The 19,358-nt window shown below is 37.3% G+C and carries 16 protein-coding genes; 9 read left to right on the forward strand and 7 right to left on the reverse strand.

The annotated features are described in order from the left end of the window. Positions 1-311 precede the first annotated feature (311 nt). The 4 genes from ugpB (at position 312) to ACFIJR_RS05345 (ending at position 4,537) form a co-directional block, all read left to right on the forward strand. The gene (ugpB, locus tag ACFIJR_RS05330) at positions 312-1,646 is read left to right on the forward strand and encodes a sn-glycerol-3-phosphate ABC transporter substrate-binding protein UgpB (protein ID WP_375651793.1); all 1,335 of its coding nucleotides are present in this window, start codon (positions 312-314) and stop codon (positions 1,644-1,646) included. Between the two features lie 95 nt (positions 1,647-1,741). Beyond that, on the forward strand, positions 1,742-2,626 hold the full coding sequence (gene ugpA / locus ACFIJR_RS05335) for a sn-glycerol-3-phosphate ABC transporter permease UgpA (RefSeq protein WP_375611841.1): 885 nt from the start codon (positions 1,742-1,744) through the stop codon (positions 2,624-2,626). A gap of 10 nt (positions 2,627-2,636) precedes the next feature. Next, entirely contained in the window at positions 2,637-3,488 is an 852-nt protein-coding gene (ugpE, locus tag ACFIJR_RS05340; protein ID WP_375626720.1) for a sn-glycerol-3-phosphate ABC transporter permease UgpE, read from the forward strand. A 2-nt stretch (positions 3,489-3,490) separates the two neighbouring features. After that, entirely contained in the window at positions 3,491-4,537 is a 1,047-nt protein-coding gene (locus ACFIJR_RS05345) for a sn-glycerol-3-phosphate import ATP-binding protein UgpC (RefSeq protein WP_375626722.1), read from the forward strand. Between the two features lie 1,023 nt (positions 4,538-5,560). On the opposite strand, the gene ACFIJR_RS05350 is transcribed toward ACFIJR_RS05345, so the two are convergent. From ACFIJR_RS05350 to ACFIJR_RS05360, 3 genes are read right to left on the reverse strand one after another with little or no spacing between them, the layout of a single operon-like run. Next, positions 5,561-6,478 (reverse strand): metal ABC transporter solute-binding protein, Zn/Mn family, encoded by a 918-nt coding sequence (locus ACFIJR_RS05350; RefSeq protein ID WP_375625593.1) that lies wholly within the window; start codon positions 6,476-6,478, stop codon positions 5,561-5,563. 10 nt (positions 6,479-6,488) lie between these two features. Next, positions 6,489-7,358 carry a metal ABC transporter permease gene (locus tag ACFIJR_RS05355; RefSeq protein WP_375625594.1) on the reverse strand — a complete coding sequence of 290 codons (870 nt, stop codon included), beginning with the start codon at positions 7,356-7,358 and terminating at the stop codon, positions 6,489-6,491. A gap of 3 nt (positions 7,359-7,361) precedes the next feature. Beyond that, complete coding sequence (locus tag ACFIJR_RS05360) at positions 7,362-8,114, reverse strand: ABC transporter ATP-binding protein (RefSeq protein WP_375626724.1); 753 nt, start codon at positions 8,112-8,114, stop codon at positions 7,362-7,364. Between the two features lie 680 nt (positions 8,115-8,794). On the opposite strand from ACFIJR_RS05360, the gene nrdH reads away from it, so the two are divergent. Genes nrdH through nrdF form a run of 4 tightly spaced genes read left to right on the forward strand, consistent with a single transcriptional unit; the run spans position 8,795 to position 12,535 of the window. Then, the gene (gene nrdH, locus ACFIJR_RS05365) at positions 8,795-9,019 is read left to right on the forward strand and encodes a glutaredoxin-like protein NrdH (RefSeq protein WP_005774163.1); all 225 of its coding nucleotides are present in this window, start codon (positions 8,795-8,797) and stop codon (positions 9,017-9,019) included. Next, entirely contained in the window at positions 9,019-9,417 is a 399-nt protein-coding gene (nrdI, locus tag ACFIJR_RS05370; RefSeq protein ID WP_012754607.1) for a class Ib ribonucleoside-diphosphate reductase assembly flavoprotein NrdI, read from the forward strand. The genes nrdH and nrdI overlap by 1 nt, the downstream gene beginning before the upstream one ends. Then, the gene (gene nrdE / locus ACFIJR_RS05375; protein ID WP_375625597.1) at positions 9,399-11,549 is read left to right on the forward strand and encodes a class 1b ribonucleoside-diphosphate reductase subunit alpha; all 2,151 of its coding nucleotides are present in this window, start codon (positions 9,399-9,401) and stop codon (positions 11,547-11,549) included. Before nrdI ends, nrdE begins: the two co-directional genes overlap by 19 nt. A gap of 11 nt (positions 11,550-11,560) precedes the next feature. Continuing rightward, on the forward strand, positions 11,561-12,535 hold the full coding sequence (gene nrdF / locus ACFIJR_RS05380; protein ID WP_273722534.1) for a class 1b ribonucleoside-diphosphate reductase subunit beta: 975 nt from the start codon (positions 11,561-11,563) through the stop codon (positions 12,533-12,535). On the opposite strand, the gene prmC is transcribed toward nrdF, so the two are convergent. The 4 genes from prmC to secA form a co-directional block, all read right to left on the reverse strand. Beyond that, the gene (prmC, locus tag ACFIJR_RS05385) at positions 12,532-13,398 is read right to left on the reverse strand and encodes a peptide chain release factor N(5)-glutamine methyltransferase (protein WP_375625599.1); all 867 of its coding nucleotides are present in this window, start codon (positions 13,396-13,398) and stop codon (positions 12,532-12,534) included. The genes nrdF and prmC overlap by 4 nt on opposite strands. Then, positions 13,395-14,471 (reverse strand): peptide chain release factor 1, encoded by a 1,077-nt coding sequence (gene prfA / locus ACFIJR_RS05390; RefSeq protein ID WP_375625601.1) that lies wholly within the window; start codon positions 14,469-14,471, stop codon positions 13,395-13,397. The genes prmC and prfA overlap by 4 nt, the downstream gene beginning before the upstream one ends. Before the next feature lie 222 nt (positions 14,472-14,693). Further along, on the reverse strand, positions 14,694-15,185 hold the full coding sequence (locus ACFIJR_RS05395; RefSeq protein ID WP_375625603.1) for a Fur family transcriptional regulator: 492 nt from the start codon (positions 15,183-15,185) through the stop codon (positions 14,694-14,696). Continuing rightward, on the reverse strand, positions 15,124-17,841 hold the full coding sequence (gene secA, locus ACFIJR_RS05400; RefSeq protein ID WP_375626732.1) for a preprotein translocase subunit SecA: 2,718 nt from the start codon (positions 17,839-17,841) through the stop codon (positions 15,124-15,126). The genes ACFIJR_RS05395 and secA overlap by 62 nt, the downstream gene beginning before the upstream one ends. Before the next feature lie 435 nt (positions 17,842-18,276). On the opposite strand from secA, the gene ACFIJR_RS05405 reads away from it, so the two are divergent. Then, a complete protein-coding gene (locus ACFIJR_RS05405; protein WP_375625607.1) occupies positions 18,277-19,230 on the forward strand; it encodes a peptidylprolyl isomerase in 954 nt (317 codons plus the stop codon). The last annotated feature ends 128 nt before the right edge of the window (positions 19,231-19,358 follow it).

Genomic DNA, 19,358 nt, shown 5'->3' on the forward strand with positions numbered 1-19,358 from the left:
TTAAAAAAAAGTAAATCCAAATATTAAAATAGTCATTGAGTGACATTTACGATCTACATCTTTTTACCAAGTGACTTTGCTTATTTAAGCCATCTCACTTTTTTCAGATAGTTATAAACGCGTATCTCGTTAATATATAAGAAAGCTTATAAAAGAAAACGAAAAAATTTAAACAAATTCATTTGACCTTTTGGTGGTTCCTGTTTAAATGAAAGAATATATTTCTGAAATAAGACTGTCATAGCATGTTCATGTGTAATACTATAAATTTAGGGGTAGTTTGTATTCCATCACTTCAGAAAGGGTGAACCATGAGTCGTTTTTATCTTTCCATAGCGGCCACGGTTGCTATCATAATGTCCACAGCGGGAATAACAGCAGGTTTTGCGCAGACAAAAATCAGCTTTTGGCATTCTATGAGTGGTGAATTAGGAAAGCAAACTGAAAGTCTCATTAACGATTTTAATGCAAGTCAATCTGAGTATAAAGTTGTTCCTTCATTTCGCGGCGAATATGAAGAGGGGTTGATTTCACTCATTGCGGCATTTCGTGGAAAGAAACAGCCAGTTCTTGCCCAAATTTATGACGTTGGTACTGGAACTATGATGGCTGCAAAAGGTGCAATTTATCCATTTTATCAACTTATGGCTGATACAAAACAAGAATTTGATCTTACAGATTATTTCCCTGCTATTAGTGGTTATTACTCCGATGAACAGGGGCACATCGTCTCTATGCCATTCAATATTTCAACTCCCATTCTTTATTATAACAAAGATATCTTTAAAAAAGCAGGGCTTGATCCAGAACAGCCTCCTAGAACATGGCAAGATATAGAAGACTTTTCCAAAAAAATTCTTGAGACTAAAGCGGCAACTTGCGGTTTTACGATGGCTTATGCTGCTCAATGGATTGGTATAGAAAATTTTTCAGCGTTGCATAATGTTCCTTTTGGAACGAAGGAAAATGGCTTTAAAGGACTTGATTCAGAACTTACATTTAATGGACCTTTACAAGTGCGTATGTGGACTGACCTGAAAAAGTGGTCTGATCAAGGTATTTTCCGTTATGGTGGTCCAGCAGGTGCATTAGATTCAACACCAATGTTTATGGCACAAAATTGTGCAATTTTTATGCAATCTTCAGGATCACATGCTGGAATTGTTTCTGAAGCTCAGTTTAATGTGGGGGTTGGTATGCTACCTTACTATAAGGATACAGAAGGAGCACCACAAAATTCAGTTATTGGGGGCGCTTCTATTTGGGCGTTTAAGGGCCATACCCCAAAGGAATATGCAGGGGCAGCTGCTTTTCTTAAATTTCTTTCAAAAACAGAAAATCAAGCAAAATGGCATCAGGAAACAGGTTATCTTCCAACCACAAAAACGACTTATGAATTGAGCAAAAAACAACATTTCTATGAAAAAACGCCAGGTGCGGATATAGCTATCAAACAGATTAATCTTAATCCACCAACAGTTAACTCGAAAGGGATAAGATTTGGTAATTTACCACAAATCCGTGCCATTCTTGATCAAGAGTTGGAAGCTGTTCTTAGTGGTTCAAAAACACCGAAAGATGGTTTAGATGAGACCGTTGAACGTGGAAATAAACTCTTGCGTGAATTTGAAAAATCTAATCATTAATTTTGTTTTATTGTTAGACATTAAAGACTCAACAAAAACAGTTGAGTTCTTTTTGTTTATCTTTTTAAAGTCTCTACATTTAAAGAGCCCTACGAATGCAAGAAAAACATGCATATTTTAAAAATAGTCTACTTTCTTACGGACTGCTTTTCCCTCAGCTTCTTGTGACTTTTTTGTTTTTCTTCTGGCCTGCTGCTCAAGCAATAAAATCATCTTTTGAGCGTGAAGACCCTTTTGGCTTTACAACAACATTTATTGGTTTTGAAAATTATCTAACGGTTCTTTCTGATCCTACTTATCGGCAATCACTTCTTACAACCGCAGTATTTTCCATCTCAGTTACTGTCGCTTCAATGACAATATCACTTCTCTTAGCGGTCTGTGTTGACCGTGTCATCCGTGCAAAAAAGGCTTATACAATGCTTTTGCTCTGGCCCTATGCTGTTGCTCCAGTATTGGCAGGTATATTATGGCTGTTTATCTTTCATCCCACCATCGGAATTATTCCTTTTCTTCTCGAGAAAATAGGGGTGCTATGGAATTATCGTATTAATGGCACTCAAGCAATGATTCTTATTGTCATAGCGGCTAGTTGGAAGCAAATTTCTTACAATTTTCTCTTTTTTCTTACAGGTCTTCAGTCTGTTCCGCGTTCTCAAATAGAAGCAGCCGCCATTGATGGTGCTGGTCCCTTTAAACGATTTTGGACTGTGGTCTTCCCGCAAATTTCACCAACGACGTTTTTCCTTCTTATTGTCAATGTCAATTATGTTATGTTTGATACCTTTGGTATTATTGATAATACAACTTCTGGAGGTCCTGCGCGTGCAACGAGCATCCTCGTCTATAAAGTATATGACGATGGCTTTAGAAATCAAATAATCGGTGCATCAGCAGCACAATCAACAATATTGATGTTGATGGTTATTGTCTTAACCTTTATTCAGTTTCGCTGGATTGAGCGCCGTGTACAATATTAGGAAGTAAATTATGGTTGAAAATCGCCCTGTTTTGAAATTTCTAACCCATATTACTCTCATTATTGGCATTATCATTATTTTCTTTCCAGTTTATGTTGCTATCATTGCATCAACCCATAGTTCAGCAGCATTCAACTCAGGAACACTTCCTCTTTTACCTGGGAAGTATGCTTTGGAAAATTATAAAACAATCTTTGGTGATGGCCTCGCACAACTCGGTCTTCCCAACCTCTGGCCACTCTTAATGAATTCACTCATTATGGCTCTTGGGATTAGTATTGGGAAAATTATTATTTCACTTTTGTCTGCTTATGCAATTGTTTATATGCGTTTTCCTTTCCGAAAAACTGCTTTTGTTCTTATTTTTGTTACATTGATGCTCCCTGTCGAAGTTCGTATTCTTCCAACCTATGAGGTTGTTGCAAAATTGGGGATGATCGACACCTATAGTGGAATGATTATTCCACTTATTGCATCTGCAACCGCTACATTTTTATTTCGCCAGTTTTTTCTGACTATTCCAGATGAACTCTTAGAGGCGGCACGTGTTGATGGTGCAGGTCCAGTTAAATTTTTTAAGGATATTCTTCTTCCTCTCAGCAAAAGCAATATCGCTGCTTTATTTATCATTATGTTTATTTATGGATGGATACAATATCTCTGGCCTCTTATCATCACAACGGATCAAAAGCATCAAACGATCCTTATTATTTTAAAACAGCTTATTGTCGAATCACTTCAACATGATCCTCAATGGAATATACTCATGGCAGTATCGGTTGTTGCCATGGTTCCCCCTGTTCTTGTTGTTATCTTCATGCAACGGCTTTTTATCAAAGGCCTTATTGAAACGGAGAAGTAATTATGGCCATAATCCAGTTATCAAATATAAAAAAACGGTATGACAACGGCATTCTGGTCATTGATGATTTAAACTTAACTGTTGCTGATAAAGAACTTCTTGTTCTTGTCGGTCCTTCAGGGTGTGGGAAATCAACCTTATTGCGTATTATAGCAGGACTTGAACAAGTTACCTCAGGTGAATTATGTATTGATAACGAACGCATCAATGATCGTGAACCAGCTGATCGTGATATTGCTATGGTTTTTCAAAATTATGCTCTTTATCCCCATATGACAGTTCGTGGAAATTTAGAATATGGTCTTAAAAATCGTAAAACCCCTAAAGAAGAAATTAAAAAACGCATCGCACATGCTGCAAAACTTTTGGAGATAGAACCATTTCTTGATCGTAAACCACGACAATTATCAGGAGGACAACGTCAGCGTGTTGCAATGGGGCGTGTGATTGTACGTCAACCCCGTGTTTTTCTCTTTGATGAACCTCTTTCAAATCTTGATGCAAAATTACGGGCGCAAATGTGTATTGAAATAAAAACACTACAGCGTTCATTAGGAACAACCAGCCTCTATGTTACCCATGATCAACTAGAAGCTATGACATTAGCTGATAGAATAGTCGTTTTGAATAAAGGAGCTATCGAGCAAATTGGAACACCAATGGAAATTTACGACACTCCAGCAACAACATTTGTTGCTGATTTTATTGGTTCTCCTCCTATGAATTTTCTTGATCGCCATGTCTTAGAACAACATTTAGGGCATTCATTGTCTTATGGCGAAGAAACTGATCTTTTAGCATTCAGACCTGAAATAATCTTATTAGGCGAACATCCAGATAAAGGACCTGTCTTTCACACAAAAATTGAGCTTATCAAGCCTATTGGAACAGGTTGCCATGTTTTAACGCGCTGGAATGATATCATCTTTACGATTGAAATAAAAGAACGCTTGACACACGACTATGGTCAAAAACTAAGTTTTACTGTCGCTCATCAGAATTTTCATACTTTTAATAAAAACACTGGAAAGCGCACAAATAATAAGTAAGCATTAATTGATGTGACACGACTTTCTTTTATGTTGCGTCATGATAATGTTGTGTTTTGACTTTCTCGATTACATTTACAAAATCAGGTTGTACCCGATGTGATTAAAAACAAAATTTTAAAAGTTTTGGTAATGATCTATTGTTCCATGGCGCTGAGAGTGTCAAAATATTTATATGAAGAAAATTTGCATTTTCACGGTCTGTAAGAAGAATATTATTTTCAAACCTCAAACATAATAAAATCATTTTCATTATAAAAAATATCAATATAAAATAACCATTCATTAACCATATGTTTCTTGATGTAATAATTTATGTATCTTATAAAAAGTAAATGAGGGAAATAGAGGGAACCAATAATTCACAGATGAGAGGGGATGCGCCCCATATCTTAGCTCTGATCCCTAACATAAGAAGTCTATTTGATCCAAAAAATACGACGCTGTTCTAAATAGCCTGTACGAGAATAGGCATATTTTATTTTACCGCTGACCATATGATCTTAAATGGTTTCAGAGCTTCTATAAGAAGCTTTTATTTTTTCTCATGTAAATCACTATGCAATTTTCAGCTAGGGTATCTGGTCAGTTGCAAAAGAAATCACTGAGAGATAGAAGGCGCGCTTGTTTTAAAATTTTCATTACTTTTAATGATAAAAGCAGATGAAACACATCTGTAACATCCCATCAAATTTTCTATATTCTTGAGTTAAAAAATTGCCTATAGATCATCCTTAGACAGATCTTTATGAATATGACATAAGGGATTGGTGCGAATACCTATAAGAATTAGCAGGGACAAAGACAGTTATCTTGTTGTTTTGCAAAGCATTTTATAAAAGCTGATATATTTTTTTAATATATTGCCAGTATATTAATGGTTTTATGATATTGCATTCTTATAAAGTGCGTACTTTTTTGTTGCTTATAAACCAACCTAAACTTTATACAACAGTATGTTTGAGACAAATATGAAGACGGTTCAGTGCTGTATTCAGTTTTTTATCTCTTTTGTAGAAGATCTTAATGTTTTGTGATGGCATCAATGATGGTATTCACATTATGTTCCATCATATCGAGATAAGTTGCTGCGGGGCCATTTTTATTTGACAATGCATCAGAATAAAGTGTCCCACCAATTTTCAAACCTGTTTCTTTTGCAATCTGTTTTATGAGACGGGGATTAGAGATATTTTCAACGAATAGTGCAGCTGCTTTATTCGCCTTAATTTGTTTGATAAGTTTAGCAACATCGGCTGCGGTTGCTTCAGCTTCTGTTGAAGCACTTTGAGGGGCGAGGATAGTAAAACCGTATTCTTTTGCAAAATAGCCAAAGGCGTCATGAGATGTGATAATGATACGTTTATCTTTAGGGATGGTAGTAATTTTTGTTTTCAGGGTATCTTGTGCTATTTTAAGTTTTTGGATGTAGGTTTCGGCATTTTTTTTGTAGCTTGTGCAGGATTGTGGATCGATTTTACAAAAAGCAGCAGCGATATTCTTCACATAGATTTTGACATTGGGAATTGTTTGCCAAGCATGTGGATCAATAACGCTGTGGTGATGATGGGCGTTATGTTCTTGATTTTTCATTTTGAGGGAGGGAATGTTAGCGCTAACTTTGACAAGAAGTGCTTTTGTACCGCTTGCTGTAATGAGGCGATCAATGAATCCTTCTAAATGAAGTCCGTTGATGAAAATAATTTGAGCATTTCTAAGAGCTTGAACATCATGGGGGGTAGGTTCATAAGTGTGGGTATTTGCATTGGGACCTACAAAAGTGGTCATAGAGATATGGTTGTCTCCTACATTTTTTACGAGATCTGCGAGAATAGAAAAGCTCGCAACAACTTTGATTTTATTGTTTGCAGAAGCAGAAAATGGAGAAAAAGAAAGCAATAAAGCTCCAAGAAGAACAAATTTTTGAGCAAACTTAGGCACATTTTTTTCCTTAAAGTGAGGAGGTATAAAAGAGGTGGGGAAACCATGTTACAATAAGTCCACGTGGACTTATCAAGCAGGAAAAAAGATAAATAAATCCTGCGGCAATGATGATCGCAGGGCCGGAGGGAAGTGAAAGATGAAAAGAAAGCAGGAGACCACATACGCTAGAAATGATTCCAAAAAGAGTGGAAAGTGCGCAAATAGGGCCTAGCCGTGAAAACCAAAAACGGGCTGTAATAGCTGGAATCATCATAATGCCAACGGAAAGTAATGTTCCTAGTGATTGAAATCCTCCAACCAGATTCAACACCACAAGTCCAAGCAATGAAATATGAATATATTTACTCAATGGAGAGAGTGATTTAAAAAAGAGGGGGTCAAAGCTTTCTAAAACGAGTGCACGCCAAAAAATACAAAGGCTGCATAGTGTAATCAGCATTATAGTAGTGATTAACCAGAGGGCTTGTGCATCAAGTGCAAGAACCGATCCGAATAAGAGATGAAGCAGCTCAATTGTTGAGTCTTTTAGTGAGATAATAATGACACCTGCCGCGAGTGCAATAAGATAAAAGACAGTCATGGATGCATCTTCTTTCTGAAAGCTATTTCGTGAAATTAAAATGGTTGCTAAAGCGACAATAATACCAGCGAAGATGCCACCAAGTGTCATAGATATGAGGGAAAAGCCACAAATCAGAAAAGCAGTTGCAACACCAGGAAGAATGGCATGAGAGATAGCATCTCCTGTCAAGCTCATTCCACGGAGCATCAAAAATACACCAACAGGACAAGCGCTAATAGACAGGAAAATAGAACCGATAAGGGCGTTTTGCATAAATTGGAAATCAACAAAGGGAGCAAGAAAAAATGCATACACGTCTTATAACCTAAGAAAGAGAGGATCATTGATGGGAAGATTTTGTTTTTGTGCGCTAATAGGAAAAGAATTGGATGTGAGAGGTGGCATAACGTGATGAATAGTGTTGTTTAAAAACTGTGTTGTTTCTCCATAAAAGGCGTTTTGTTGATTAATTTGAATCATTTGGGGGAAAAATTCTTGCACGATGAGAGGGTTATGGAGTGCTGTGAGAACTGTGCGTCCTTGCTGTTGCCAGTATGTGATCAGTGCAAGAAGATCTTTTTGGGTCTTATGATCTACACCATTGAAAGGTTCATCAAGCAAAATAATATTGGCATCTTGCACAATGATACGTGCAAAAAGAGCGCGTTGTAATTGCCCGCCTGATAATGTTTCAAGCGAACGGGGTGCGAGTTCTGTAAGCCCAACCATTTCAAGCGCATTTTGAATCTTAGAATCATAAGGGCGCTGGCTTTTCCATAATCCACAAAAAGACCACAGCCCTGTTTTTACAAGCGTTTTCACATCAATTGGAAATGTTTGATCTACATCACATTGCTGAGAAAGATAAGCAATGCGGCTTTTTTTTGGTTTTGTAATTTTTCCCTTAAGAGGTTTAATCAATCCGGCGATGGCTTTTAGCAGTGTCGATTTTCCAGCGCCATTATCACCTGTTATTGCGACCAATGAACCAGCTTTTAACTTCGCTGAAAAGTTCTTTATTGCTATTCTATTTCCATAGCCTAATGTTGTCTTATTGAAGTGCAGATCCATATTTTTTACCATCGTTGCTTATTATTTTGGAAACTATGTAATAATATAACGTTTGTCAATAAAATGTTATATTATTACATAGTTTTGAGAACTGAAAATTTTAGTGTGAAGATCGTGGAAAATTAAAAATAATAATTGAATTCACCTTGACGAAAGAGAGAGAGTATATACTATATATAGTATCAAAATGATTGGTGATTCTAAATAAGCACAAGAGAGGGTGTTAGTGTGTTTCGTTTGGTATCTAAGTTATTTCCATTATTGTAAAGAGTTTATTGACCAAGGGCATAGCAGTATTTTTGCTGAAGGATCTCTTTTGGAAGGATTCCTTTCGTTTTTGTAATTGATTTTTGCCGAAAAAGAGTAAAACAGAGCTCTTGAAAAACGGTAGTTTAGAACGTTAGTTTTTTAGACAGCAGGAGGGAATTGTAATGCAAGCAAAAGATTGTTTATAACTGGGGGGCTTTGCCATTTAAGTTATAGAATAATCGCTTATTCTCATCATAGTCTTTGAAGTTATTTGATGAGGAATTCTGTTATGTTCAGGAAGCTGTGTACTATTTGAAAATAACCACATGTTTTGCGTACAATTTCTGTTTTTTTGTTATTCTTGAGTACTTATAAAATTATTAGATTGACCCTTTAGGGTTGATTATTTGGAATTGTGAAAGTTGAAGAAAATGTCGATCACTATTTATAGCAAACCATCTTGTGTCCAATGTGATGCTACACGCCGTGCTTTTGATGCAAAAGGCATTCATTATCGCGTTGTTGATATTTCTTGTGATGAACAAGCATACAGTTTTGTTCAATCTCTGGGGTATCGTCAGGTTCCTGTCGTTGTTTGTGGTGAAAATCATTGGTCTGGTTTTAGACCAGATATGATTAGTGGTCTTTGTGCTTAATGGGGCTTATTGTTTATTATTCGAGTGCAACGGGTAATACAGAACATTTTGTCTCGCAACTTGGTCAACGACTCTTCAAAATTGATAAAAGAAAGCCTTCTGCATTGGTTGGTGAACCTTATGTACTGGTTGTTCCTACATATGCAGATGGTGAAGGAAGAGGAGCAGTGCCGAAAGCCGTTATCCATTTTCTTAATGAAGCTGAGAACCGAAAATTAATTCGTGGTGTCATTGGTGGTGGGAATCGTAATTTTGGTTGTTATTATAATTTAGCAAGTAAAATCATTGCTGAAAAATGTTGTGTACCTTGCCTTTATCGTTTTGAGCTGCGTGGAACTGATGAAGACGTTCTTTATGTAAAAAAGGGATTGGAAAGATTTTGGAAACAATTGGTATAGGACAATCGCAGAAATCGGATCAGATTACTGATTATCATGCGCTGAATGCAATGCTTAATCTTTATGATGAAAATGGTCATATTCAATTTGATATGGATCGACTTGCCGCACGGCAGTATTTCCTTCAGCATGTTAATCAAAATACAGTTTTTTTTCATAACCTGAAGGAAAAAATAGATTACTTAATAGAAGAAGGTTATTATGAAAAAGCTTTATTTGATCTTTATGATTTTTCTTTTATTAAAAAACTTTTTAAACGTGCTTATGCATTTAAGTTTCGTTTTCCCACCTTTTTAGGCGCATTTAAGTATTATACCAGTTATACACTGAAGACTTTTGATGGGAAACGTTATCTTGAACGTTATGAAGATCGCGTCTGTCTTGTAGCTTTATATTTGGCACAAGGAAATAAATCTCTTGCTGAAAATTTTGTGGATGAAATTGTTACAGGCCGGTTTCAACCGGCTACACCGACATTTTTAAATGCTGGGAAAAAACAACGTGGTGAATTGGTTTCGTGTTTTTTGCTACGTGTTGAAGATAATATGGAATCGATAGGTCGTGCGGTTAATTCGGCTTTGCAGCTTTCAAAACGTGGTGGAGGTGTGGCGCTTTGTTTAACGAATTTGCGGGAAGCTGGGGCACCAATTAAGCAAATAGAAAATCAGTCCTCAGGAGTCTTACCGGTGATGAAACTCTTGGAAGATTCTTTTTCTTACGCCAATCAGCTTGGGGCCCGACAGGGGGCTGGTGCTGTTTATTTGCATGCCCACCATTTAGATATTATGAAGTTTTTGGATACAAAGCGTGAAAATGCTGATGAAAAAGTTAGAATCAAAACGCTTTCGCTTGGTGTCGTTATTCCTGATATTACTTTTGAGCTTGCACGGAATAATGAGGATATGTATCTCTTCTCATCTTATGATATCGAGCGTGTGATAGGGAAGCCCTTTAGCGATATTTCTTTAACGGAGCATTATCGTTCTTTTGTTGATAATGCAAAAATTCGTAAAAAGAAAATAAGTGCACGCGTTTTTTTCCAGACATTAGCGGAAATTCAATTTGAGTCGGGTTATCCCTATATTTTATTTGAGGATACTGCTAATCGATCGAATCCGATAGCTGGGCGCATAAGTATGAGCAATTTATGTTCAGAAATTTTGCAGGTGAGTGAGGCGAGTGAACTGGAGACAGATTTAACTTATCGAACGATTGGAAGTGATATATCCTGTAATCTTGGATCCATGAATATTGCCAAAGCAATGGAAAGTCCTGATTTCGGACAGACCGTGGAATCTGCTGTTCGTGCTCTTACTGCGGTTTCGGATATGAGTAATATTGCCTGTGTGCCTTCCATTGCGAAAGGCAATGCTGAAAGTCATGCGATTGGTTTGGGACAAATGAATTTGCATGGGTTTCTAGCACGTGAGCAGATCTATTATGGGTCTCCAGAAGCGATTGATTTTACCAATATCTATTTTTATATTGTGACATATCACGCTATACGGGCTTCCAATTTGATTGCACGTGAACGTCAAGAAATGTTTGCTGGGTTTGAAAAATCAGCTTATGCAGATGGACGTTTTTTTGAAAAATATATTGAAAAAGAATGGAAACCGCAATTTGCGCTTGTGCAAGAGCTTTTTGCACGGAATAATATTGTTATCCCAGATCAAAAGGATTGGCAGGAACTCAAAAAATTAGTCATTGAGTATGGGCTGTATAACCGCAATTTGCAGGCAGTTCCCCCTACGGGATCTATTTCCTATATTAATCATGCTACTTCTTCTATTCATCCAATTGCTTCAAAAATTGAAATTCGCAAAGAGGGAAAAATTGGGCGGGTTTATTATCCCGCTCCTTATATGGATAATACGAATTTGAATTTTTACCAAGATGCTTATGAGATTGGTCCTGAAAAAATTATAGATACCTATGCTGCTGCAACACAGCATGTTGATCAAGGTCTTTCATTAACATTATTTTTTCCTGATACCGCTACCACACGTGATATTAACCGCGCACAAATTTATGCCTGGAAAAAGGGTATAAAGAGTATTTACTATGTACGATTACGGCAAGTAGCGTTGAGTGGAACAGAAGTTGATGGCTGTGTTTCGTGTAGTTTATAGGAGATCATCATATGACAAAGATTACAACCAAAAATCCTGTTGTGTGCGCTGTTAATTGGAATAGATTACATGATGAGAAAGATCTTGAAGTATGGAACCGCTTAACTGGGAATTTTTGGTTACCTGAGAAGGTACCACTTTCCAATGATATTCCCTCATGGTCAAGCTTAACGGATGAAGAACGTAAATTAACAATTCGTGTTTTTACAGGACTAACGCTTTTAGATACAATTCAAAACACCGTAGGAGCCATTTCGCTTCTGGCTGATGCGATAACAGAGCATGAGGAGGCAGTGTTGACGAATATTGCTTTCATGGAAGCGGTTCATGCACGTTCTTATTCCTCTATTTTTTCAACCCTTTGTTCGACGGTAGAGGTTGATGATGCGTTTAGATGGTCAGAAGAAAATATTCATTTGCAGAAAAAGGCTAGATTAGTACTTGAGCGTTATGAAGCAAATGATCCACTTAAGAAAAAAATTGCTTCGACTTTGCTGGAAAGCTTTTTATTTTATTCTGGCTTTTATTTGCCCATGTATTGGGCCAGTCGCGCTAAGTTGACCAATACAGCAGATCTCATTCGATTAATCATTCGTGATGAAGCAGTCCATGGTTATTATATAGGTTATAAATTCCAATTGGGCTTTGCAAAGCTTGATGAAGCCAAAAGACAAGAAATTAAAGATTTTGCTTTTAACCTGCTCTTTGACCTTTATAATATCGAGTGCAAATATACTGAAGATCTTTATGATGCACTTGGATTGACAGAAGATGTTAAAATTTTTCTTCATTATAATGCTAACAAGGCTTTAATGAATTTAGGTTTTGAAGCTCTTTTTCCCCCTGAGGTTTGTCGTGTTAATCCCGCTATTTTGGCAGCTTTATCACCAAACTCTGACGAAAATCATGACTTTTTTTCAGGGGCAGGTTCTTCTTATGTCATTGGCAAGGCGGTTGCTACCACGGATGATGATTGGGAATTTTAATGTTTGCATGCAAATAGAAGTGCGCGGGGTATTCCACTTAGATCTTTACGCACTTCTAAACATTGAAAACCATTTTTTTTAAATAAATTGCAGACTTCATTTTCTTGAGAGTAACCAATTTCAACAGCGACATAGCCGTTTTCTTTTAAGTAGTTGGCTGCTTCATGGGCGAGTTTTCGATAAAAATAAAGTCCATCTTCCCCTCCTATCAGGGCGCGCAATGGGTCATGTAAGCGCACTTCTTTTGCAAGTTTTTTGATATCTTGTGCGGGAATATAAGGTGGATTGGAAACAATGAAATCAAAGCGATCTGCGACAGCATCAAACCAGTCGCTAAGAAGAGGTGTGAAGCGGTGTGCTACTTCAGCATTCTTTGCATTTTTTTTCGCTGTTTTAAGGGCATCTTCAGAAATATCGACTGCCACCGCATAGGATTGGGGAATTTGTTTAAGGAGTGTAATGGCAATGGCGCCACTTCCTGTTCCCATATCAAGGAATGTTGTTCTTCCCGAATTTTCGACCTGTTTTTGGAGAAAAGGGAGAACAAGATCTATCAGCGTTTCTGTATCAGGACGAGGTTCTAACGTCTCTTGAGACAATGTAAAAGATATACCATAAAATTCTCGTGCTCCTATAATACGATAGACGGGTTCGCCTGCAATACGCCGTTGTAAAGCCTGTTCTATTTGTATAATATGCTCAGAAGACAGATGCATATCTGGTTTAGAAATTCTTTCAGCAGCATTTATTCCTGTTATCCATTCAACGAGTATTTTCGCATCGAGATCGGCTTCAGCAATTCCTTTCGTGCGCAATTTTTCTTGCATTTGTTGGATGACATTCTTGAAAGAATATTTTCTCAATTATTATCCATTTCCATCAGCAGTGTTGTTTGATGATCTGAGATGAGTGCATGAAGAAGCTCATCAAGATCTCCCTCTAGAATGCGATCAAGCTTATACAAGGTTAGATTAATACGGTGATCCGTGACACGTCCTTGTGGAAAATTATAGGTACGAATACGTTCTGAACGATCACCAGAACCAACTTGGCTTTTACGAGAAGCTGAACGTTCACTTTCCGCTTTTTGTCGTTCGATATCGAATAAGCGTGCCCGTAAAATTTGAAGGGCTCGTGCTCGGTTTTGATGTTGTGATTTTTCTGCTTGTACGACCATAATTCCTGTTGGAATATGCGTGATACGAACAGCTGAATCCGTTGTATTAACATGCTGTCCTCCTGCTCCAGATGCACGCATTGTGTCAATACGAATATCTTCAGGGCGAATATCAATATCAATTTCTTCAGCCTCCGGAAGGACTGCAACGGTAGCAGCAGATGTATGGATACGTCCACCGGTTTCTGTTTCGGGGATGCGTTGCACACGATGAACCCCTGATTCATATTTCAATTTAGAAAAGACACCTTTTCCTGAGATAGTAGCAATAATCTCTTTATATCCGCCAACTTCTCCCTCACTGAGTGAAATAACTTCTACTTTCCAATGGTGAGCATGGGCATAACGTTCATACATACGGAAAAGATCACCGGAAAAAAGTGCTGCTTCTGATCCACCTGTTCCTGCTCGAATTTCAACAATAGCGTTTTTTTCATCAGCAACATCTTTAGGCAAAAGCAGAATCTGGAGTTCTTTTTCAAATTGCTCTACTTTTTTATATAACAATGGTAGCTCTTCTTGGGCAAGATTACGCATCTCTATATCTGTTTGTTTATCATTGATAATCGTTTCTAATTCTGTAATCTCTCCGTAAAGAGCATTTAATGCGCGTATAGAGGCAATAACGGGTTGTAGTTCTGCATATTCAGAAGCTAATTTGACATATGTTTCAGCATTTGGATTAGTCGTCATTTGGCTTTCAATTATTTCAAAGCGCTTTTCAAGCTGTCTCATACGATCTTGTGGCAAAGAAACCATGATAATATTGGCCTAATTTTTCATAATACAATTTTTATAATATTTTGTTGCAATGATTTTTCGTTATAATGCTGACAATGAATTACCGTATAGCATCATACAAAAAGGGGTAATAGAGCAAAAAAATTTTTTTGCCAATGGAAACTGTTATATCTTAAAGGTAAATTTTTATAAAACTTGATTTACCTGAGGTATTTTATCTAATGATATATAATCACTTTTTTAAGAGTTTTTTTTTCCGTAAAGTTCAAGGCGGTGATGAATAATATCATAGCCAAGGGACTTTGCAATTTCCTCTTGCAGCTTTTCAATAACATCAGAATGAAACTCGATAACTTGTCCTGTTTCTATATCAATGAGATGATCATGATGTTGCCCATCTGCTTGCTCAAAACGAGATGGACCACCACTAAAGCTATGGCGATGAATTGTTCCATTTCCTTCTAATGTTTTCATGGTTCGATAAACAGTTGAGAGTGAAATACTCGAATCTATTTTGTTTGCACGCTGAAAAATCTCAAATGCATTGGGATGGTCATTTGTATCAGCCAAAATATCAAGAATAACTCGTCGTTGACGTGTTACTCTTAAACCAGCTGTGCGCAATTCTTGCTCATAATTTCGCTTTTTATTCATTTTCATAGTTTGCTTTTCAAACAAAGGCTCCATGACAGTGTTTGTATTTTTTCTCTGAACCGCAAGGACAACGCTCATTACGTCCAACTTTTCCCCATGTGGTTACATCGTTAGGGTCACGATCTTGTGGATTAACAAATCTATTTTCTTGTGATCGTGCCCATAAGGTGGGAGCATTTTCTTGACTTTGATCATTAAAAACAGAAGAAGCAGCATCAGTTTGCTCAGGCATGGTCGGTTCTGTAGGTTGTTGAATGATTTCAAAGCGCATAAGCTTAGAAGTGACAATTCTGCGCAAATTTCTCAACATACTTTGAAAGAGTTCAAAAGATTCTGTCTTATATTCATTGAGCGGATCCCGCTGCGCATAACCACGAAAACCAACAACAGAACGCAAATGGTCTAAACTCACCAGATGTTCACGCCATAACGTGTCGATAGTTTCGAGCAATACTGCCTTGTGAAAATAAGCCATAACTTCTGGAGAATAGCGTTCAGTACGTTCATTTTCAAGTTTTGTAACAGCATCTGATACACGCTCTAAAATCTGCTCCTCGGCAATTCCATCTTCTTTTGCCCATTCTCTTACTGGAAGCTCAAGATTAAAGAGTTGTTGAAGTTCTTCTTCGAGAGTTTTTACATCCCATTTTTCAGAATATGTCCCTGATGGAATATAAGCCTCTACGAGATCCTCTACGACTTCATTGCGCATTTCAAGGATCATTTCTGATAAATCATCTGCGTTCATGATCTCCATACGCTGTTCAAAAATAACCTTGCGTTGATCATTCATGACATCATCATATTTTAGCAGATTTTTACGAATTTCAAAGTTTCGTGCTTCGACCTTTTTTTGTGCTTTTTCAAGGGCTTTATTAATCCATGGATGGATAATAGCTTCATTTTCTTTCAATCCAAGTTTTTGCAGCATACCATCCATACGATTGGAGCCAAAGATACGCATAAGATCATCTTGAAGAGAGAGAAAGAATTTTGAGCGACCTGGATCGCCTTGGCGACCAGAACGTCCACGAAGCTGGTTATCAATACGACGGCTTTCATGACGTTCCGTCGCAATGACGTAAAGACCACCAGCAGCTAAAGCTTTGTCTTTAAGCTTCTGAACATCTTTTTTTATTTCTTCAATTTTAGCTGTCCGCTCTGGACCTTCGGGGATATCCTGTAACTCTTGTCGGATGCGCATTTCAACATTACCACCAAGCTGTATATCCGTACCGCGTCCTGCCATGTTGGTTGCGATGGTGAGAGCTCTAGGAACTCCTGCTTGCGCAATGATGTACGCTTCTTGTTCGTGATAGCGAGCATTTAAGACTCTAAAATCGGTAATGCCTTCTTTTCGCAAACGCTCTGCCAATTGTTCTGACTTTTCAATAGAGGTTGTTCCAACAAGAATAGGCTGTTCTTTTTCGTGTGCTTGACGGATATCACGCACAATTGCCCGATATTTCTCTTCTGCTGTTCGATAAATTTCATCATCTTCATCAATACGTTGTATTGGCAAATTTGTAGGGACTTCAACAACGTCAAGACCATAAATATTTCTGAATTCTTCGGCTTCTGTTGTTGCAGTTCCAGTCATTCCAGATAATTTCCTATACATACGGAAGTAATTTTGGAAAGTGATGGAAGCAAGTGTCTGGTTTTCTGGTTGAATAGCAACATGCTCCTTAGCTTCTAACGCTTGATGAAGTCCTTCAGAATAACGCCGCCCAGGCATCATTCGCCCTGTAAATTCGTCAATAATAACGATTTCATCATTGCGAACAATGTAATCTTTATCGCGAGCAAACAGTTTATGAGCTTTTAGAGCATTATTGACATGATGAACGATAGCGACATTTTCTATGTCATAAAGACTTTCACCTTTAAGATGTCCAGCTTGTTCGAGCATTTTTTCAATTTTTTCAGTACCAACTTCGGTAAAAGTCGTTGTTTTTTGTTTTTCGTCTATTTCATAGTCTTCTGGAGTTAAGGCAGGAATAAATGTATCAATAAGGTTATAGAAGTCAGTACGATCTTCTAGAGGACCAGAAATAATAAGGGGTGTACGGGCTTCATCGATAAGAATCGAATCAACTTCATCAACAATCGCGTAATGATGTCCACGTTGGACCATTTGACTACGATCGAAGGCCATATTATCACGCAAATAATCAAAACCTAGTTCATTATTTGTAGCATAGGTGATGTCGCATGCATAGGCCTCTCGGCGGGCATCACTATCAAGATCATGAAGAATCACGCCTGTTGTAAGCCCTAGAAAACTAAAAATTTTCCCCATTGTTTCAGCATCACGACTGGCGAGATAATCATTTACTGTCACAACATGAACGCCTTTACCTTCCAATGCATTGAGATAAATTGGTAAAGTTGCCATTAATGTTTTACCTTCACCAGTACGCATTTCAGCTATGCCACAGTCGTGAAGGACCATTCCACCAATAAGTTGCACGTCAAAAGGACGCATGTCATAAACACGTTTTGCGGCTTCACGAACAGTTGCGAAAGCTTCTGGTAAGAGCAAATCAACACTTTCACCTTCACTAAGACGTTTACGAAAGGCATCTGTTTTTTGGCAAAGCTGCTCATCACTTAATTTTACAAATTGTTCTTCCAAAGCATTAATTTGTGCAACTTTTTGGCGGAGTGCTTTGAGACGTCGCTCATGAGCTGAACCAAAAAACTTACGGGCAAAAACACCTAAACTGACCATCTCTGGCCCTTTCTTTTAATTGTTGTCACTCTTGTTGGGTAATTCATACGCTTTCCCCATACTCTACATTTTCTTCAAGTTATCTGATATTATTAGAGACATCATGAAATGCAGATGGTACCATTATACTTGTTGGTGTGCAATTTTTCACTTTAATTGTAAAGTAGAGATAAGAGGCTAAGCGCTCTATGTCAACTTTAGGTACGCTATTTAACTGATACAATACAAAGTAATTTAAGATACAATATGTCATTTTTCTCTATTATCATGTTTTTCATCTGCATTAGATAGGATTGGAGCAACTGAGATAAAAGGACAATTTTATACTTTTTTAAAATAAAATTACTAATTTATTTCTCTATGTTTAAAGGTTAAAGTGTTATGGTAAAGAAAATTGGAATCTTGAACCTGCCTTCATTTTTAAGGAGTATATTTATGAAATTTAACTTTATCACGCTTTTTTTAGCATCAGCTTTATTGGCAAGTACAAGTTTAGGGGTGAGAGCCCAAGAAGGTTTGAATTCATCGTCGAATGATTTAAAGACTTTGGAGAAAACTTCTGAAAAAGCCGTTTCTCCTTCTCATGTTATGGCGGTTATCGATGGGAAAAATATTACAGCAGGCCAATTGGATGATTTAGCGCTTGAAATAAATCCTAATTTAGCACGTTTTCCTGATGAACAACGCCGTATGATGGTTCTAAAAGCTTATTTAGATATGCAGGCACTTGCAAAAGCAGCAAGAAGCAAAGGTCTTGATAAGACAGAAGCTTACGATAAACGTATGTCAGTCATGCGTGACAATGTTCTTCAACAGCTTTATTTTAAACAGGCGATTGTTGACAAAATCTCGGATACTGATTTGGAAGCTCTTTATAAGCAAGAAGTCGCTGCTTTACCTAAAGAAGATGAGGTTAAAGCGCGTCATATTTTGGTCAAAACAAGAAAAGAAGCAGAATCTATCATTAAGCATTTAAATAAAGGCGAAAATTTTGAAGAGATTGCAAAGAAAAGTTCAACAGATGGTTCTGCTGCTGTTGGAGGTGATCTTGGTTATTTTAGCCATGGTCAAATGGTCAAGCCTTTTGAAGATGCTGCATTTGGTTTAAAAATTGGCGAATACACTAAACAACCCGTTGAAAGTCCTTTTGGTTGGCATATTATTAAATTAGAAGATCGTCGTTTGAAACAACCTCCTGCATTTGATGATGTTAAAGAGATGTTGCGGACACAGCTGATAAAAAAGCGCTATCAAGAACTGATTGTTGATTTGCGTAGCAAGATAGATGTGAAATACCCTGATCCTAATGTTACAAAAATCATGGAATCGCTTCATCAAAATGGAACGCTACTTCCCGATGAGACATCAGATGAAGAAGATACGGAATAGCTAGGAAAAATAAGTGGATAGCCTCTTTAATAGATAATTTGCTAGGTTAGTTTTGTTCAAAAAGCCTAGCAGTTTTCTATGAGGGGTTATTGATCTGCAATTATTTCATTTATTTTTACAGAAAGCAT

This window comes from Bartonella sp. OD88NMGDW (assembly GCF_042193775.1).
Lineage (GTDB): Bacteria > Pseudomonadota > Alphaproteobacteria > Rhizobiales > Rhizobiaceae > Bartonella > Bartonella grahamii.

Bases quoted from the DNA above. Each gene is read 5' to 3' on its own strand.
- ugpB (WP_375651793.1), top strand. From the start codon at position 312: ATGAGTCGTTTTTATCTTTCCATAGCGGCCACGGTTGCTATCATAATG.
- ugpA (WP_375611841.1), top strand. From the start codon at position 1,742: ATGCAAGAAAAACATGCATATTTTAAAAATAGTCTACTTTCTTACGGA.
- ugpE (WP_375626720.1), top strand. From the start codon at position 2,637: ATGGTTGAAAATCGCCCTGTTTTGAAATTTCTAACCCATATTACTCTC.
- ACFIJR_RS05345 (WP_375626722.1), top strand. From the start codon at position 3,491: ATGGCCATAATCCAGTTATCAAATATAAAAAAACGGTATGACAACGGC.
- ACFIJR_RS05360 (WP_375626724.1), bottom strand. From the start codon at position 8,114: ATGGATCTGCACTTCAATAAGACAACATTAGGCTATGGAAATAGAATA.
- nrdH (WP_005774163.1), top strand. From the start codon at position 8,795: ATGTCGATCACTATTTATAGCAAACCATCTTGTGTCCAATGTGATGCT.
- nrdI (WP_012754607.1), top strand. From the start codon at position 9,019: ATGGGGCTTATTGTTTATTATTCGAGTGCAACGGGTAATACAGAACAT.
- nrdF (WP_273722534.1), top strand. From the start codon at position 11,561: ATGACAAAGATTACAACCAAAAATCCTGTTGTGTGCGCTGTTAATTGG.
- prfA (WP_375625601.1), bottom strand. From the start codon at position 14,471: ATGGTTTCTTTGCCACAAGATCGTATGAGACAGCTTGAAAAGCGCTTT.
- ACFIJR_RS05395 (WP_375625603.1), bottom strand. From the start codon at position 15,185: ATGAGCGTTGTCCTTGCGGTTCAGAGAAAAAATACAAACACTGTCATG.
- secA (WP_375626732.1), bottom strand. From the start codon at position 17,841: ATGGTCAGTTTAGGTGTTTTTGCCCGTAAGTTTTTTGGTTCAGCTCAT.
- ACFIJR_RS05405 (WP_375625607.1), top strand. From the start codon at position 18,277: ATGAAATTTAACTTTATCACGCTTTTTTTAGCATCAGCTTTATTGGCA.